General features: G+C 44.0%; 14 protein-coding genes and 5 tRNA genes. 8 read left to right on the top strand and 11 right to left on the bottom strand.

Annotated elements, in window-relative coordinates:
- The first annotated feature begins 4 nt into the window (after positions 1-4).
- The gene (locus MKX35_RS25880; protein ID WP_076283819.1) at positions 5-718 is read left to right on the top strand and encodes a GntR family transcriptional regulator; all 714 of its coding nucleotides are present in this window, start codon (positions 5-7) and stop codon (positions 716-718) included.
- Positions 719-806: 88 nt separating this feature from the next.
- Here MKX35_RS25880 and MKX35_RS25875 read toward each other — a convergent pair whose 3' ends face one another.
- Both MKX35_RS25875 and MKX35_RS25870 read right to left on the bottom strand, forming a co-directional pair.
- Complete coding sequence (locus tag MKX35_RS25875; RefSeq protein ID WP_076299078.1) at positions 807-3,359, bottom strand: hypothetical protein; 2,553 nt, start codon at positions 3,357-3,359, stop codon at positions 807-809.
- Between the two features lie 18 nt (positions 3,360-3,377).
- Complete coding sequence (locus MKX35_RS25870) at positions 3,378-5,222, bottom strand: S-layer homology domain-containing protein (protein ID WP_076299077.1); 1,845 nt, start codon at positions 5,220-5,222, stop codon at positions 3,378-3,380.
- Positions 5,223-5,770: 548 nt separating this feature from the next.
- On the opposite strand from MKX35_RS25870, the gene MKX35_RS25865 reads away from it, so the two are divergent.
- From MKX35_RS25865 to MKX35_RS25850, 4 genes are all read left to right on the top strand, one after another.
- Positions 5,771-7,069 (top strand): ABC transporter substrate-binding protein, encoded by a 1,299-nt coding sequence (locus tag MKX35_RS25865; RefSeq protein WP_179085735.1) that lies wholly within the window; start codon positions 5,771-5,773, stop codon positions 7,067-7,069.
- Positions 7,070-7,162: 93 nt separating this feature from the next.
- A complete protein-coding gene (locus tag MKX35_RS25860; RefSeq protein ID WP_076283815.1) occupies positions 7,163-8,047 on the top strand; it encodes a carbohydrate ABC transporter permease in 885 nt (294 codons plus the stop codon).
- Between the two features lie 16 nt (positions 8,048-8,063).
- Positions 8,064-8,951: a carbohydrate ABC transporter permease gene (locus MKX35_RS25855; RefSeq protein ID WP_081382815.1), complete on the top strand. Its 888-nt coding sequence runs from the start codon at positions 8,064-8,066 to the stop codon at positions 8,949-8,951.
- Positions 8,952-9,116: 165 nt separating this feature from the next.
- Positions 9,117-9,866, top strand: a complete 750-nt coding sequence (locus tag MKX35_RS25850) for a MerR family transcriptional regulator (RefSeq protein ID WP_341044479.1) — start codon at positions 9,117-9,119, stop codon at positions 9,864-9,866.
- Positions 9,867-9,936: 70 nt separating this feature from the next.
- Here the strand turns inward: MKX35_RS25850 and aroD are convergent, their stop codons facing one another.
- Together aroD and rbsK are read right to left on the bottom strand one after the other, a co-directional pair.
- The gene (gene aroD / locus MKX35_RS25845) at positions 9,937-10,701 is read right to left on the bottom strand and encodes a type I 3-dehydroquinate dehydratase (RefSeq protein WP_076299076.1); all 765 of its coding nucleotides are present in this window, start codon (positions 10,699-10,701) and stop codon (positions 9,937-9,939) included.
- The gene (rbsK, locus tag MKX35_RS25840) at positions 10,698-11,624 is read right to left on the bottom strand and encodes a ribokinase (protein ID WP_256716273.1); all 927 of its coding nucleotides are present in this window, start codon (positions 11,622-11,624) and stop codon (positions 10,698-10,700) included. Before rbsK ends, aroD begins: the two co-directional genes overlap by 4 nt.
- A gap of 277 nt (positions 11,625-11,901) precedes the next feature.
- Between rbsK and glgP the strand changes: the two genes are divergently transcribed.
- Entirely contained in the window at positions 11,902-13,518 is a 1,617-nt protein-coding gene (gene glgP / locus MKX35_RS25835; RefSeq protein ID WP_076299075.1) for an alpha-glucan family phosphorylase, read from the top strand.
- 250 nt (positions 13,519-13,768) lie between these two features.
- The gene (gene katA, locus MKX35_RS25830; RefSeq protein ID WP_076299074.1) at positions 13,769-15,226 is read left to right on the top strand and encodes a catalase KatA; all 1,458 of its coding nucleotides are present in this window, start codon (positions 13,769-13,771) and stop codon (positions 15,224-15,226) included.
- A gap of 156 nt (positions 15,227-15,382) precedes the next feature.
- Here katA and MKX35_RS25825 read toward each other — a convergent pair whose 3' ends face one another.
- A complete protein-coding gene (locus MKX35_RS25825) occupies positions 15,383-15,577 on the bottom strand; it encodes a sporulation protein Cse60 (RefSeq protein WP_042184993.1) in 195 nt (64 codons plus the stop codon).
- Between the two features lie 394 nt (positions 15,578-15,971).
- On the opposite strand from MKX35_RS25825, the gene MKX35_RS25820 reads away from it, so the two are divergent.
- Complete coding sequence (locus tag MKX35_RS25820) at positions 15,972-16,427, top strand: GreA/GreB family elongation factor (protein WP_076299073.1); 456 nt, start codon at positions 15,972-15,974, stop codon at positions 16,425-16,427.
- Positions 16,428-16,528: 101 nt separating this feature from the next.
- On the opposite strand, the gene MKX35_RS25815 is transcribed toward MKX35_RS25820, so the two are convergent.
- The 6 genes from MKX35_RS25815 to MKX35_RS25790 form a co-directional block, all read right to left on the bottom strand.
- Positions 16,529-16,993 (bottom strand): YdeI/OmpD-associated family protein, encoded by a 465-nt coding sequence (locus MKX35_RS25815; protein WP_076299072.1) that lies wholly within the window; start codon positions 16,991-16,993, stop codon positions 16,529-16,531.
- Positions 16,994-17,095: 102 nt separating this feature from the next.
- Positions 17,096-17,166 (bottom strand) — tRNA-Gly (locus tag MKX35_RS25810).
- A gap of 12 nt (positions 17,167-17,178) precedes the next feature.
- Positions 17,179-17,252: transfer RNA gene (locus MKX35_RS25805), tRNA-Pro, on the bottom strand.
- Positions 17,253-17,282: 30 nt separating this feature from the next.
- Positions 17,283-17,359: transfer RNA gene (locus MKX35_RS25800), tRNA-Arg, on the bottom strand.
- An 8-nt stretch (positions 17,360-17,367) separates the two neighbouring features.
- Positions 17,368-17,442 (bottom strand) — tRNA-Gly (locus MKX35_RS25795).
- Between the two features lie 6 nt (positions 17,443-17,448).
- Positions 17,449-17,532: transfer RNA gene (locus tag MKX35_RS25790), tRNA-Leu, on the bottom strand.

The following is a 17,532-nucleotide window of genomic DNA, read 5'->3' as shown; positions in this document are numbered from 1 at the left end:
TGTAATGACAAAGAGAATAAATAACTCATTATATTCCATCATAAAAGAACAACTTCTGAAACAAATTCAGTCTGGAGTATACGCAGTTGGAGACAAGCTTCCTACTGAGGCTGAGCTATGTGAGATGTTCTCCGCGAGTCGAACAACAATCCGCCTTGCCCTTAGCGAGCTTGAAAATCAAGATATTTTGGAGCGGTATCAAGGGAAGGGAACTTTCGTCAAACGTAAGGAGCTTCAGCTCAACCAGGCGCGCAGCTTCACTGAGGATGTGCTGATGAGTGGCAAAGAGCCCACCAGCAAAATTATCGAAGCCAAAGTAATACCAGCCGAAATGCCGATTAATGAATATCTTAATATCCCTTTAAAGGCACCCGTGAACCACTTGCTGCGGATACGTTATGCCGACAATGAGCCATTACTTTATGAAAATACTTATATCGCTTGGGATCTGGCACCTGGTCTTATCAATGACTACAAGGAGGGTTCGCTGTTTTCCTTTTTAGAGACAGAGCATAATCTAAAAGCCCACCGTTCCGTTGAACAGTTGAAACCCGTTCTAGCCAATAGTACCGCCAGCAAGCTGCTTGGAGTTAAGGAAGGCTCGCCCTCTCTGCAGGTAAGGACATTTACTTATTTAGCTGATAACTCCCCACTGGAGTACAGCTTTGGCGTATTCCGTGGTGATTTTCCCATCTATACAATTGAACGACAATTTTGAGGCTCATCACTGGCATCAGCTAATAATTAGCTAGAAGTAACCTGCCTTGAAGAATGCGAAGCGCCCTTGCGGGCGCTTCTTTCTGTACTCACTCTTTTATAATTTCAAAGTAGCGTCCCATCCAGTATGGCAGGGTGAATACCGACCCGGCTTCTATGCTACCCGTGCGATAGTTGTAGTTTGGATTGACGCCAGTGGATTGGCTCTCATTAGCAAACGGATTGGAATTGTGCTTAATAATCCGACGCTCATCAGGAGCGAGTGCGTAATTTGTCTGTTTGGCTTTATCGCGGTCTCCAGGTTCAATATAAAATACATCCTGGCGATCCCATTCAACAGGAAACTCAATCTGGAATTCAGGGAACCGGTAGAGGAATCGAACGGCCGACTGTAAATCTACATCTGTTTTGTCAGGATGCGCGAGCTGATACAGGAAGGTATAGAACGGATTCTCCTCCCGGACTTCGTTAGAGTACCACTGATCATAAGCCTCTACGATCTTGGCGTGTCTAAGCTCATCCTGTTCCAGTGTGACAAGTATAAATACCGGGAACCATCCAAGCTCTTCATCGGAATAGTTGATATATTGGGTCCAGTCATTGTGCAGCGTAGCATTGGCGTTGGTACTGTCGCCTGCATTGTCCATGGTTACCACCTCATTGCCGTTATCACTGTAAGCATTGGTAGCTTGGCGCACAATTCTCCGTTCAACATATTCCAACGCCATATCTATATAGCCCAGACCGTTCACATACGGATCTTCCTTACTATAGCTGCTAGCAAAAGCCTGTTCATATGCCATCTCGTATTTGAGCGAGTCCGCCGGATATCTTTTTTCAGTGACGAAGCTAGCTGTTTTCAGTACACCCATTACCTCAAGAGCATTGAGCGGTGCATCTTCATAGCCATAGGACAGTGCATCGTTCCCATCCTTATCGACACCAACACTGAATTCCCACTGTTTCTGCTTCTCCATAGTGCTAAGACTGTCGTTAAAATACTTCCCGAGCCATCTCGACCACTGTGTCGATTTGCCAGTAGCATCCTCAATATAGTAATGGTCATCCTTCAGAATCAGCTCTGTCATACGGTGCGTAGTTTCTTCAATAAAGGATTTCAGCTCTAACAATTCGGGATCATTACTGTCCCCTACCAGATATTTGAAGGCTGTATAGAACATAGCATAGTGGCCAATCACTTCATCTGATGAAGTATCCGCTTTATAGACGATCTGATTCATATCAATATGACCATCTACAATTACGCTACTAGGGAACAAATCATTGAAGAAATCAGGAATTTGCTCATACACAGGTGCTGTCAGCTGAAACAAAGGTTTATTCGTTTCGCTCGTTGTCTTATCTTCCTTTGCGGTGCTGTTGTTGGTGGCCGCCGTAATCACTGGAAGCACTTGATATACCGGACCGCTTTCCGTTGTTTCAACGATGGTTTTAATATCAATGCCTAGCTTCTGCCCCTCGGGACGTGTCAGGTTGAGCTCATCGATTGATGCTTGACTAAGACCGAGCCCATTATAATTCATTACATCAGTACCACCACTCGGGAATAACGTCGAGCCTTTTTTGTTCTCCGCATCCTTAGTCACCCTGACCATCGAATAGCCTATGGGTTCTACACCGTCATCGCGTTGCATGCTTGGAATAATCCCATTTGGATTATTCTTATCCGGACCGACGAAATTCTGGAACCAAAAACCATTCGTCGATTGATACCCATACACTGTATTTCCCACCGTAGCTGCAGTCGCCTCGCTAGTTAGCATATAGGAACGAACTGGGAAGCCATTTCCGCGGCCCGACACATAATCTAGTAGCAGCACTGCTTTGGTGGCACGGAGTGCAGCAGCCTTTGCGTCATTTATTTCCGCCACCTGCTCTGAGGTCGGATTGGTGCCGTATTGCTCCTGCAGCGCCTTATAGCGGAAGACCTCGCCCATCGCATACATTGTCGTCCATAAGCCATCATTATCACTGGTCGTAGGTGTTGAATTGAAAACACCAGTTGCCGAATTGTAGTTTACAGCATCTGTTGTGTTGTCCGTGTCAGTAAAGGTAAAGCTTGTGCCATGAACCATACCGCGTCTGTCCAGAATAGTCTGAACTAAATCCTCATAAATGAATGATTTCTCATGCATTGTTTGCTCCGGCATAGCAATATGCGTCACACCACTTGCTGTCCGCGCCCAAATACCTCCCGCTTCGTCACTAGCTAAACCAGTAACATGATTATCTCCGCCATACAAATATCTTGGACCTGCCATGTATTGAACGATATCCTTTGTATCACTTGCATTAAAATCGACCCGCTGTAGTCCATTCTGCGTACCAATCCAATAGACGCCTTCCTTATCGAGAACGACACTTGTCACATCACCGATCACTGACAGCGGCAAAAATTTCAACGCACTTGCGTCCGTAATCCAGTCAAGCGTATTCGGAATGGAAGCTGAGCCATTTTTATAGTAGGTCATTTTCTTTGACTGCACGGCCTCCAGCTGAACAGGTGAATAGCTAGCTCCAGGCAGCTTTGCTGCCCCTACAGGTATTGCCGACAGTGTGAATAACGCAACAGCAAGCAATGCGCCTGTTATTTTTCGAGCGCGTTTCTTCATCATTTGCATAAATTCATTCCCCTTCCCTTATTGATAAATATGCGATACACCTGTTTCCGTAATGGCCAAAACACCTGTGCTGCCGTCAGAGATTAGCAGAAGCACTTTATTATCCGTTAACTGCTTAGTCTCAGCTGTATAAGCTAGCATTTCATTGGTGGAAAGCTTAATTCGAGTAACCCCACTATCGGTTCCAATCCATAGGTACGTCCGATTTTTATCTAAAACTGAGCTGTTAATTCCTCGAAGGGAGGCAAAAATAGAAGGCTTAGCGTTGAATTGGTAGTTTACGAAGGTAATAGCGTTGGTGAGATCAGGCATAACTACTGCTGAGTTAGCGATTGAAGGTTTATACGAAGGATCTTGAAGAAAAGTTATATATTGCTTAGCCGTTCCTTCTGCCCCAGTAGAGCTAAAGGATTTAAGTACCTCTTCATAGCTGTACAGTACGGTAGCTTTTGGTTCGGGATCAACCGTACCAGGTTCTCCCGTTCCAGGATTTCCTGTACCCGGGTTTCCTGTACCGGGATTCTCTGTTCCCGAGCTACCGGAACCAGAACCGCCAGAACTACTCGACGTATTAGGCACCCCATTACCGCTGCCTTTATAATCGTGACCGTTTATTGTCACTTTACTAGCATTCACCGTCAGCTTGTTCGGCATCGATGCCAAGGAAACTCCCTCAGCATTCACTTCAGCTTCTGCAATTGTTCCTTCACCAGTTACTTCAGCCCCACCGTTAAAGAACAACTTCTTAATGCTCGCACCTTTCACAAGCTGAATTCTTGACTCTGCTGCTAAAGAGGCGACCTTAAAACTAGTGATTTCGCCACCATTAAAGACAAAACGTGTCTTTCCGGCAAGATTTAGCTGATTTACATTTCCATTCAATGAGACATCCGCAAGCCCATTTGTTAGTACATTAATTGTATCAATTGGGTTATTGGATTCATTAACAACCTGCGATCCCGAGAGGACATCTATAAGTGGGAGTGTCGTTGTCCCTTTAAGTACAACTCTTATTGGAGAGGACGGTTTATTGATTACAATTCTTTTTATTTTACTGTCCGTAATTGTGATACTGTTCGCACCCCCGCCGTTTATGTAAACGACGCCTCCGATTACTGCACTTTGCAGACTCAAATCTCCTTCCCCAACACCCGGAGTTATATATAAATTGCCTGTAAGGTTCAGATTGGATAGGACTGCTCCGGGCCTGTTGACAATCATACTGCTGCTAGAGATACCGGAATGTTCTCCGCCATCGGTGATCAGAATCCCCATAGCTCTATTAATCATCTTCACTGCCTCTGCACGAGTCAGCTCCTTCTTCGGCTGAAAGGTAGCCTCTGGTGTGCCTTCCACATAGCCGGCTGCCTTCATCGCATAGACCGCTTCCTTAGCCCAACTGGAGATTGCTGCATCATCAGCAAATGCGACACCACTGCTTGCCGAAGTCGCAACATTAAACACTCTGCTAAGAATAAGAGCAGCCTTCTCCCGGGTAAGTACCTCTAGCGGTTCAATGCCTCCCTCCCCATTGCCGAGAATTGCCCCAGCAGCAACCGCCTTGCTAATTTCTGGCGCATACCAAGCAGTCAAAGGTACATCCTTAAAGGTTTCACTACTCACTGCACTGAAATTAAAGATGCGATTGATCAAGGTAACGAATTCTGTCTTTCGAATTCCTTCGTTAGGCAATACCTTGCCGTCTTTATCACCTTTGAGTAGCCCCATTTCCTTCCACGAGGCAATTTCTGTTGCAGCCCATTTTGGAATAACCTCCGTCGTGTCTGCGAATGCGGCTGACGTGTACGCCATAGATGATGTAACAGCAAGTATAGCGAGTGCCTGCTTCAAGCTGAACTTCATATGCGCTCCTCCTTCATATTTTTGCTTTTAGTTTCACCATATAGAAAACTCAAATGCTAATATTATGTCACCTCCATGTAATATTATCATAATTTGTAGTAACGTTTAATCACATTCTATTTTTAATCATAACAAATTGTCAATAGCTTATTTAGAGTGCATTCATTTTAATTTTATTCAGCATAATTCAAAACCCTTTAGAATATAAACCCTTATACATCCACTTTTGTTTGCGCTTTCATTCACTAATATTAATTTTTAAAGCCCCCGGATTACAGTTAGCATTCCTGCATTATTTTTCTTATTAAAATCTCAAAAGTGATTGACATCACATTAAATATAATCAATAATGAGAACTAAGTTGTTACTACATTTATTTCATCCAATTTATTACTCCTCTTAGCTCATGCCAACATCGCCCTCCTGTGTCAACTTAAATCACACGAAAGCTAATGGAAGAAGAAACTTAGGCACTCTTAGCAGTATAGGAAGTAAGCACGATGTCAATTTCATTATTGTTTCTATTAAACTCAAGGAGAGATGATCGATTGAGAAAATGGATGATTGGACTAGTTGCATCAATGCTGATTACTACTTTGGCAGGCTGTTCCTCCACCTCAAACAAAGAGAGCACAGCAGTAAACACAGGCACTACTGAGGGAAAAACGCAGACACTTCGCATTGCCATGGGTTCACCAGGTGAAGGTTTAATTAAAGTCTGGGAGGACATTGGAAAGGAATTCGAAAGCCAACATGCGGGGATTAAAGTTGAGTTCAACTATCAGGATGATGATACATACCAGACCATCGGGCTACCCAATCTACTCAGCGGCAAAAATGCTCCCGACCTCTATTTCGAGTGGGCTGGACAACGGCTACAGACAAGAGTAAGCGATGGTTATGCCGCAGATATTACCGAACAACTACAAAGCTCAGGCCTGAAGGATATGTTTGCTGACGGCACCTTCAACGGTATGATTGTCGACGGCAAGACGTATATGATTCCAACAGCAGGCGATGTGACAAATGTGATCTTTTACAATAAAGAAATCTTCAGTAAGCAAGGTCTTGAACCGCCTACCACCTGGGAGGAGTTCCTTACAGTGTGCCAGAAGCTTAAGGATGCCGGCATTACGCCGCTTGTTATCGGTAACTCCGATCTATGGACAGCCGGCAACTGGATTGCCCATGTCATTTCTAGAGTAGTAGGAGAAGATGCTTACAGTGAAGCGCTGCAGTTAAAGCAACCGTTTCATTCAAAAGATTTCATTAAAGCATACACCTATGTACAGGAGCTATGGGATAAAGGCTACATCAACGACAATGTGAATGCCCTCAACGACAGTGAAGGTGACATGATGTTCCTGAACGGTAGCGCGGCCATGCACCCCATTGGTAGTTGGCTTGTCCCAACCGCTGTTGAAGAAAACCCTGATCTTCAGCTAGGCTACTTCAATACTCCAGTCATGCCGGAAGGTAAAGGCAATCAGGATAGTGTAATCGGCGTACTTAATGGTATGGTCGTCAACAAGAACTCTAAGCTGATCGACGAAGCCATTGATTTTATGAAATTATATAGTTCAGCTGAATCGTCTAAAAAGCTATCCGATGCCGGGGCTGTACCGATCACTAAAGATGGTATTAATACCGAAACGACCCACCCGCTCTCGTTAAGCTTAAATGATCTGATGGAAAATGCACCTGCTCTAGTATCGCCTCCTGATACCGGCTATTCCATCGAGGTTGCAAATGCCTTAAATATGGCTACATCTCAAATCATTGGTGGAGCCAAATCCCCGGAAGACGCATTATCCGAATTGGAAACAACCATAGCCCCACTTAAATAAACATTCCTCATCCTTTATATAAGTCTCATCAGACCGCTCATCAGCAGTATACCTTGGGCGGTCTCCCCATACTTATGAACTGGAGGTATTGTCATGTCCGGCAAGAGTAATAAGCTTTCCCCTTACTTGTTCACAGCCCCCGCTGTATTGATATTTGCCTTTGTCGTGCTTGTGCCTGTTCTCATGACCTTCGTATTCAGCTTCTATGACTGGAACGGGATCGGCGCAATGACCTTCACAGGCTTCGACAACTATATTCGGGCTTTTCATGACCGTATTTATATTAGCTCCTATGGACATACACTTATCTATATTGTTGCTACGGTATTTGTGGAAGTATTAGTCGGACTTGGACTTGCAGGTTTAATAACAATGGGTCGCAAAGGCAGCGGACTATTCCGACTCGCCTTCTTTGTTCCTGTCATGTTACCAATGATTGTTATCTCCTACCTGTGGAAATTTGTTTACAATTCCGATTTTGGGATCGTCAATATGCTGCTGGACACAATCGGCCTGGAGAGCTGGACACGCGTCTGGCTAGGCAACCCTGATACCGCACTATACGCAATTTGTATTGTCTCCGGATGGGTATATGCTGGATTCTATATGACTATCTTTTATTCTGGCATACAGCGTATTTCCAAGGAGGTCTATGAATCTGCTTATCTGGATGGTGCAGGAGAAAGACATATTTTTTTCAAAATTAAAATTCCAATGATTCGTAATTTGGTGGAAACGGGAATCCTGCTATGTGTGTTAACTGGGTTTCAAGCCTTCGACCTGTTCTATGTTATGACCAATGGTGGTCCTTATAACTCAACGGAAATTGTTACTACCTATCTCGTCAAAGTCGTGTTTACTCATATGAGCATCGGCTATGGCTCCGCGCTGGCTGTCATCATGACGATTGTTATCGCTGTGATCGGACTCGTTACCGGCAAATTAACTAAGAAGGACTCCGACGCGCTGGAGTATTGAGAAAGGAGAACTGTATATGCCCCCACTAACCACCACTGTCATTCCTATTAAAAAAAACAGCAACTCCGTCAAAGCTACGTCCAACAATAAATGGTTCTCGCATATTGGATACTATATCTTCATGATCGTGCTCTCGTGCTTCTATTTCTATCCGATTGTTTGGCTGATCCTTTCATCCTTCCGTGAAAATAATAAGATCTTCTCAACTCCGTTTGCACTACCGGAAACGATTAATCTACAGAACTGGTCAAAAGCCTGGAATATCGGCAATATGAGTACCTACGCTAAGAACAGCATCATTGTCACGATATTAACTGTCATTGGCATTCTGCTATTCGCAAGCCTCGCAGCCTTCGCCTTTAGCAAGCTTCGCTTCCGTGGAAGCAGCCTCCTAATGCTGATGTTCGTATTCGGTCTGTTTATGCCTCTGCAATCGTTTTTTATTGCACAGAGCTATATTTTTGAGCAACTGAATTTGAAGGATTCTTATTGGGCACTGATTATACCTTATATTGGAACTGGGCTGCCACTTGCGGTCATCCTGCTTAAAGCCTATTTAGACTCCGTTCCCAGAGAGCTTATGGAGGCTGCACGCATGGATGGCTGTGGTGACTGGTTGCTCTACCGAAAGATCATTTTCCCTCTGTTGATCCCTAGCATGGCTACGGTTGGCATTTTCTCGGCGTTAAATTCCTGGAATGAACTATTGCTTGCCATGCTGTACATCCAGAATGATGCCTTAAAAACCATCCCAGTCGGACTCTTGGCGTTCTCCAGCAGGTATATGACCGATTACAAGCTACTGTTCTCCGCACTCGCTATCATTACACTGCCGATGATTATTGTGTATATCTTCTTTCACCGCTATATCGTTGCGGGTCTGACCGAAGGTGCACTTAAATAGTCTCCTATCACAACATAAATAATATAATTAAGCAGCGGTAGTCTTCCCAATGATCATTCAGAGGGTAGCTGCCGCTGTTTTTGGTAACTATAAAATAATATTTGACCTTTACGCTACGTAAAGGTGTACAGTGAATTTGTGGGAGGTGATACTACGGAATACACAGTGCAGAAGCTTGCGGAGTTAGCTGGTGTTAGTACACGGACCTTGCGATATTACGATGAGTTTGGCATTCTTAAGCCGGCTAGAATCAACTCTTCCGGGTATCGTATTTACGGTCAGCGTGAAGTAGATTTGCTGCAGCAAATTCTATTTTATCGAGAGCTTGGTTTAAGTCTAGAGAACATCAGAGAGATTGTTACACAACCGTCCTTTGACGGAACGAGAGCACTACGAAAGCATCATGATAAGCTACTGGAAAAGAGACAACAGCTAGATCTATTAATTGCTAACGTCGAACAGACGCTGGCTCATAAGGAAGGACAAATTATAATGAGTGATAAAGAGAAATTCGAGGGCTTTAAGCAAAAGCTGATTGAGGATAACGAGAAGAAATATGGTCAGGAGATTCGGGAAAAATACGGAGACAGCACGGTAGATCAGTCCAACAAGAAGCTGAAGGGTATGACTGAAGAACAGTATGCGGCTATACAGCAGATCGAGTCGGAAATGTTCGAGTTCCTGTTGCAGGCGATGGAAGCTGGAGATCCTGCTAGCGTATTGGCACAAAAGAGTGCTGACTTGCATCGCCAATGGCTCTCCTTCTACTGGAATTCTTATACCAAAGAAGCACATGCGGGTGTAGCTCAAATGTACGTGGATGATGAGCGTTTCACAGCTTACTATGACAAGCACCGTCCTGGACTTGCAGCGTTCTTAAGAGATGCAGTGCATGTGTATACAGGAGCAAAATAATGAGATAAAAATAGAGCAGTGCCGGAATTCCGGTCCCTGCTCTATTTTTTCGAATCTCTGCTGATACCTCTTACAAGCTACGATGCAGCAGCGATAAAACATTCCGAAGATCAGCTACAGCGACCTGGCCTGGTGCAGACGGCTTATGCGCGGCCCCAAACGTTAATGCTGAACCGAAGATTTCACCCGACAGACGGCTGACTACTCCTGCTCCTGCCATGGACATCGTAATAATCGGGCGATCTGCATGTTTAGTTTTCATAATATGAGTGGCTTCTAGCAAGGTCAGAACGTCACCTGCATCTTGAGGCATAACTGCAATCTTAGGCAAGTCCCCACCAAGCTCCTGCATCTTACATAGACGCGAGATTAGCTCCTCTTTGGGAGGTGTTTTATGAAAATCATGATTCGATATGATAACAGCTACGTTATGAGCGTGAGCAGCCTCAACTAATCCTCGTACATCCTGTTCCTCATTAAACAATTCAACATCAATAATATCTACTAGCCCACTCTCAGCAGCAGCAACATTAAGAGCTATGTAATATTCTATACTGACCTGCTTCTCTCCACCTTCCTTCGCACTACGGAACGTAAAGATCAGCGGAAGATCCGGAATGATCGCGTGAATATCACTTAACGCTGACTTCACTGCTTCTAAATCCTCCACTTTTTCAAAAAAATCCGTACGCCACTCCACCAAATCAGGATTTAGCTCTTTTAAGGCTTCAGCTTCCTGCTTCAGTTCAGTAAGGGTAGCACCAATTAACGGGACGCATATTTTAGGTATTCCTTCACCGATCACTACATTTTTAACGATTAATGTTCTGCTCATGATTTTAGCTCCTTATCATCCGATACATGCTTTATAAAATTTTCAACCTCAGGCAAATACGGCAGTGACGGTATTGCACCTGCTTTCCCAACAGCCAAAGCACCGACAGCATTCGCGAAGCGTAACGCTTCCTCCAATGACTTACCTGAGACTAACTGCTGTGCGAGTGCACCATTAAAGGAATCTCCCGCAGCAACTGTATCTATTGCCTTTACCGGGAACCCAGGAACTAACTTGGTCCCCTCAGCATTAACTAACAATGTGCCTTTAGCACCTAAAGTTACAATAACGTTCTTAACACCCTTTTGTAGCAAAATACGGGCAGCCTGCTCAGCCGTCTCTATACTATCGACAGTCATCCCAGCTAGAATTCCTGCTTCCGTCTCATTTGGCGTCAAATAGGTTACTTGACTTAACATCTCATCCTTAAGCCTTCTGGCTGGTGCAGGATTTAAAATGATTGGAATCCCATAACCATGGGCAATAGCAACAGCCTGTTCGGTCATTGCTAAATCCATTTCAAGCTGTAGCACGATTAACTTAGCTTGTTGAATTACAGGCGCCAACATCTGAATATCTTCCGCAGAAAGCTCCATATTCGCCCCAGAAACAACTATAATCCGATTCTCTCCATCTTCTTCAATAACGATTGAAGCTACACCTGTTGCCTCCGTTTCACTCACTGAGATATGTTCTATATGAATACCTTCCTGCTTAATAATCTCCAGCATTTCGCTTCCAAAGGTATCTTTTCCGACGCTGCCGATCATACTAACCTCAGCACCCAGACGTGCTGCGGCAACGGCTTGATTCGCTCCTTTTCCACCGGGAGATAGAGCAAATGCTTGTCCCATAAGCGTTTCTCCTGCATTCGGTGCCCGGTTCGTACGTACTACCATATCCATATTTAAGCTTCCAATCACAACTATACCCAACTTAAACACCACCAATAATTATTTCTTCAATCTCTTTATCTTAGGGTCTTCCCTTCACTTTATCAATCACTTCCGTTGATTTTGCCCCTAATTGGCTATTTTCACCAAATTGACGTTATGCTTTTGTAGATAAAGTGTGCTAGAATGATGGTGCAATCGCTTCCACAACGATTGATGACTGTTTTTTGAGCAAACGTTTGCATCGTAGATAATGCCAGCAGCTTTACTGCAATTCAATCTAATCCGCGATTAGGAGGCTTATCAAGTGAACGAACAAAAATTACCATCAGTAGCTTATTTCAGTATGGAGTACGGGTTACATTCCGATTTTAAAATGTATGCCGGAGGGCTTGGAATTCTCGCCGGAGACTACATTAAGGGAGCTAAAGACATCAATGCTCCTATCATCCCTATCGGGCTGAAGTGGAAACAAGGTTATACGGATCAAAAAATTGATGCGAACGGTAATCCATACGACTCCTATCACAATTATGTTTATGATTTTCTTGAAGATACAGGGGTGAAGGTAACCGTAAAAGTCAGAAAGACCGATGTGGTGTGCAAAGTATGGAAGACTGATTATTTTGGCAACAGCACGTTGTATTTACTGGATACGGATATCCCCGAGAATAATGATGCATGGATTACTGGACAATTGTACGGCTGGTTCGGTGAGGAACGGATCGCTCAAGAGATCGTACTCGGGATCGGCGGAGTAAAAGCTATGCGTGCTCTCGGCATTCCGATTGATGTCTATCATTTCAATGAAGGCCATGCAGCCTTAGCAGCCATCGAGCTCATTCGTGAAAAGATGTCCGGAGGCAGCACCTTTGAGGAAGCTTGGAAAGCTACTCGGGAAGAGGTTGTGTTCACTACACATACGCCGATAAAAGAAGGCAACGAAACCCATCCACTCGACCGCCTAGAGTATATGAGTGCATTCAATGGCTTAACCCGCGACCAGATGGAGCGTATCGGTGGCGAGCCGTTCAACATGACGGTTGCCGGTCTACGACTCTCACGTATTTCTAATGCAGTGGCTCAGCTTCATGCGGATACAGCCAATAAGATGTGGAAAGAGGTTGCCGGAAGATCGGACATCATTGGCATTACTAATGCCATTCATACCCCTACCTGGGTAGATGAAAGAATGACACAAGCCTATGAACAAAATGGCGATTTATGGGCAGTGCATAAGGAAATTAAGGGTGAACTGATTGATTTCATCAAAGAACGGTCCGGCATTAGTCTAAATGCTGACAATCTACTCATTGGCTTCTCACGCAGAGCTGCTCCTTATAAACGCAGTGACCTGATCTTCTCGCAGCCGGAAATTATTGAGCCTTATCTGGAGTCCGGCAAAATACAAATCGTCTTCTCTGGCAAAGCCCATCCACTCGATGATAACGGCAAAAAAATCGTCAGCAATTTAGTGGCGATGATGAAAAAATATCCGAAGAGTGTTGTCTTCTTGGAGAATTACGATATGACTATTGGCGCACAGCTGACACGCGGTTCTGATATTTGGCTCAACAATCCGCGTAGACCACTGGAAGCAAGTGGTACCTCCGGGATGAAGGCAGCCATGAACGGCGTATTGAACTGCTCTATTCTAGATGGCTGGTGGCCGGAAGCCTGTTTAGATGGCGAGAATGGCTGGCAGATCGGAGACGGCTTCGAGACTACTGACTTCGAGGTTCTGGATAAGCATGATAGTGATGCGCTATACGACACCCTATTGAATCGAGTACTCCCAACCTATTATGAGAATCGTGAACAGTGGGTACAAATGATGAAGAAGAGTATCGAAACCACTCGTACCGAATTTGCCACCAAAAGAATGCTGGATGAATACTATAACAGAATGTACATTAAAAACTAAGTACAGAAAACGGATATTCCTATATCAAAATAGAACAGCGCACCCTCCAGTGATGGTAGAGGTGCGCTGTTTCTTTTTTAACTCTGCTTAGTAATTAATCACTCTATCTATCATATATATCTGAATGGGACGACGATTACCACATACTGTAATGTGTCAATTATTCAAAAAGTGTTGCATTTTCCCCAGAAAACATTAATATAGAACTTATACTAAATCTAAAATCAAATCTTACGAGGTGATTCTATTAATGAGCTCCAATAATAATAATCTTACGACCAGCTGGGGTGCTCCAGTAGGCGACAATCAAAATTCAATGACAGCCGGTGATCGTGGTCCTACTTTGCTGCAAGATGTCCATCTGCTTGAAAAATTAGCCCACTTTAACAGAGAACGTGTTCCTGAACGTGTCGTTCATGCTAAGGGTGCTGGCGCTCATGGGTATTTTGAGGTCACTCAGGATTTAACTCAATATACAAAAGCTAATTTTCTATCTGAGGTAGGCAAGCGTACCCCTATGTTTATCCGTTTCTCAACCGTAGCTGGGGAGCTAGGTTCTGCTGATACTGTAAGAGACCCACGTGGTTTTGCAGTGAAGTTCTATACCGAAGAAGGAAACTATGATCTCGTAGGTAACAATACACCTGTATTCTTCGTTCGTGATGCAATCAAGTTCCCTGACTTTATTCATACACAGAAGCGTGATCCACAGACACACTTAAAGAACCCTAATGCGGTTTGGGACTTCTGGTCTTTATCGCCGGAATCTCTACATCAGGTTACGATTTTGATGTCAGATCGCGGAATTCCAGCTACGCTAAGACATATGCACGGGTTCGGAAGCCACACCTTCAAGTGGGTAAATGCCGAAGGTAATGCCGTCTGGGTGAAATATCATTTCAAAACAGAACAAGGCATTAAGAACCTTGCTCCAGATCTTGCCGCCAAAATAGCTGGGGAGAACCCAGATTATCATACAGAAGACTTGTTCAATGCTATTGATAAAGGAGATTTCCCAGCGTGGAAGCTCTACGTGCAGATTATGCCGATCGAAGATGCGAACACTTACCGCTTTGATCCATTCGATGTAACCAAAGTATGGTCGCAAAAAGATTATCCATTAATTGAGGTTGGCCGCATGGTACTGGATCGCAATCCAGAGAACTACTTTGCGGAAGTAGAGCAAGTTACGTTCTCTCCTGGCTCGTTCGTCCCTGGTATTGAAGCTTCTCCTGATAAATTGCTACAGGGTCGACTGTTTGCTTACGGCGATGCTCATCGTCACCGTGTAGGTCCCAACCATAACAGCCTGCCTATCAACCGACCAAAAGTAGAAGTGAAGAACTATCAACGTGACGGTGGCATGGCACTCGGTAACAATGGCGGATCCGGTGCCTATTACGAACCTAACAGCTTAGGCGGACCTAAAGAAGCACCACAGTACAAAACATCACCTTTCGAAGTATCTGGAAATGCCGACAGTGTCTCCTATAATAGTGATGACCATTATACACAACCTGGTGACTTGTATCGCCTGATGAGTGAAGAAGAACGTACACGTCTTGTTCAAAATATCGTAGGCGCTATGACACCAGTTGAAAGTAACGATATTAAACTTCGTCAAATTGTTCATTTCTATAAAGCTGATCCGGAATTGGGACAGCGTGTTGCATCCGGCTTAGGATTATCCGTTCCAGACGGAATATAAGACTGTAATTGCACTTATACAATCAAAGAGGACCTTTACCCGTAAATGGGAAAGGTCCTCTTTGTTCATAAGAAAAGCTAAAACATATAATATATAAGAACGATCACGATGCATAGCGTGGAGACAACAGATAAGCACGAAAAAAAAGTGTTCCAGTTATTGCCCTTCATTTGTCTTATACACGACCAGTATACTGCTTCTTTGATGCTCTGCCCCATCACGTGAAGATTTAACTACCGAACCGTAACAGATATTCACAACCTGTTCCTCACGCAGCCCTGCCAAGAACTCATTCGCCTTATTCTCAGCATACGAATTATCAGCATCTACAAACTCTTTTACTTGAATCATCCTGATCTCTCCTTTAATAAATTATAGTTACTTTTTATGTCTAGATTCTATAGGTGAACTCAACGAAATGTACATGGCGTATCACTCCCCTGGTAACATTTAATGTAAAATTATCTTCGAAATATAGTATAGGCATTCCGCAGTTTTCTACGAAATGCCTATAACATCAGCCTATCATAGCACCCAACTATACAATAGTCAAACGTTTTAAATACAATATTTAGTAAGAATTTATTGCCTTTGCAAAATGGATTGGATTTACATATAGAAGCTGTTATACTGATCAGAAGGTTCCCTCTAGGGGACCTCTATTTGTATAGGAGGGATTTTAATATGGCAACGCGTCATAACAAATTTGCAAAGAATGTGCTACTTAGAGGGGGTGAAATCTACTATGAACCATAGTCTAATTTATGAAGGCTCAAGGACACAACTGGTCCAGCAGCTTATTTATTTTGATGAGGAAAAAATCGCATTTCTAAATCAGTATTTCCCGGAACGAAGCAAACAAAGAAGTAATGCTGAAACGCTGTTGTCCCATTATTGCTCCGAGCTGGAACAATTACTTTCCCGTTTTAATGGTGAAGAATTGAATTCACTCGTATTGATTGGAAGTCAGCTTCAGCTACGCTACTTAGACGACAATACTACAGATACCTACACCATCGTATTTCCAAACCAGGCAGAACCCAATGATAACAAGATTTCAATGTTCTCGCCTATTGGCATGCAGTTGCTGTTAGCTCAGATCGGCAGTACATGTCAGCTAGCTATTCCTTCAGGTGAGTTATCAGTAAAAATCGAAAGTATTAAGTTTGTGAATTGTGGTGAGGTAGCCGTTCTTATTTAAGCCCACTTGCACATATCACCAACATTAACAGCGTCCCTTTCCAATCTTATGGAAGAGGACGCTGTTCATCTATTCAGCCTGCTAAGCACTTCTTCATACTTTTATTTGAGCCTCAATCCTTCAGCCAGTTTACTGACTGATTTTTCGATACGAGATGTTCTGGTTTCAGGTCTTTTCGCCGCTTCGATCCAAGATACATATTCCTTCTGATAAGAATAAGCCAGACCGTTATAATAAGCTTCTGCCTGCTCATGGCTACTCAGCGCATCAAGGAAATCCTCTGGGGCTTCTACCTCCCGTAATTGATGATCTTGCTCCATCGTCACACGCACAATATCACCAGGTTGAACTTTGGCTAGATCCCGTAGTTCTTTCTTTACCACCATAAAATGCTTTCCGTTTCCATGGGGCATAAGCGTTCCTCTATAGGGGATTCCATTTACACTTCCTTTTACCTGTATTCTGGACTTTGTTTCAAATATTTGTTCGGCATCAAAAGGGACGTTAAGATAAGTCCAGCTCCCACTTGCATCAGGTCGCACTAATTTAGCTTCAAATTCAAACATTGCTACCTCCTCAACTAAAAGCCCTAAGTTCTATTGTATCCATATGAATGTAACTATACAAAAAAACACCTGCCTATAATAGACAGATGTTTCTTAATTATAAGCGGGTGATGGGAATCGAACCCACGCTATCAGCTTGGAAGGCTGAAGTTCTACCATTGAACTACACCCGCAAAGGTATAAAATCGGGATGACACGATTTGAACATGCGACCCCCTGGTCCCAAACCAGGTGCTCTACCAAGCTGAGCTACATCCCGTCAAAACATGTAATTACTTAGTAATAAAAATGGCGCGCCCTGAGAGATTCGAACTCCCGGCCTTTTGATTCGTAGTCAAACGCTCTATCCAGCTGAGCTAAGGGCGCAAAAATTATGGAGCGGAAGACGGGAATCGAACCCGCGACCCTCGCCTTGGCAAGGCGATGCTCTACCGCTGAGCCACTTCCGCAAAATATGGTGCGCGTGAAGGGACTTGAACCCCCACGTCGTGAAACGCCAGATCCTAAGTCTGGTGCGTCTGCCATTCCGCCACACGCGC

Source organism: Paenibacillus sp. FSL R5-0923 (assembly GCF_038009145.1).
Classification (GTDB): Bacteria; Bacillota; Bacilli; order Paenibacillales; family Paenibacillaceae; genus Paenibacillus_AQ.
This window is presented reverse-complemented; position numbering and strand designations above follow the sequence as displayed.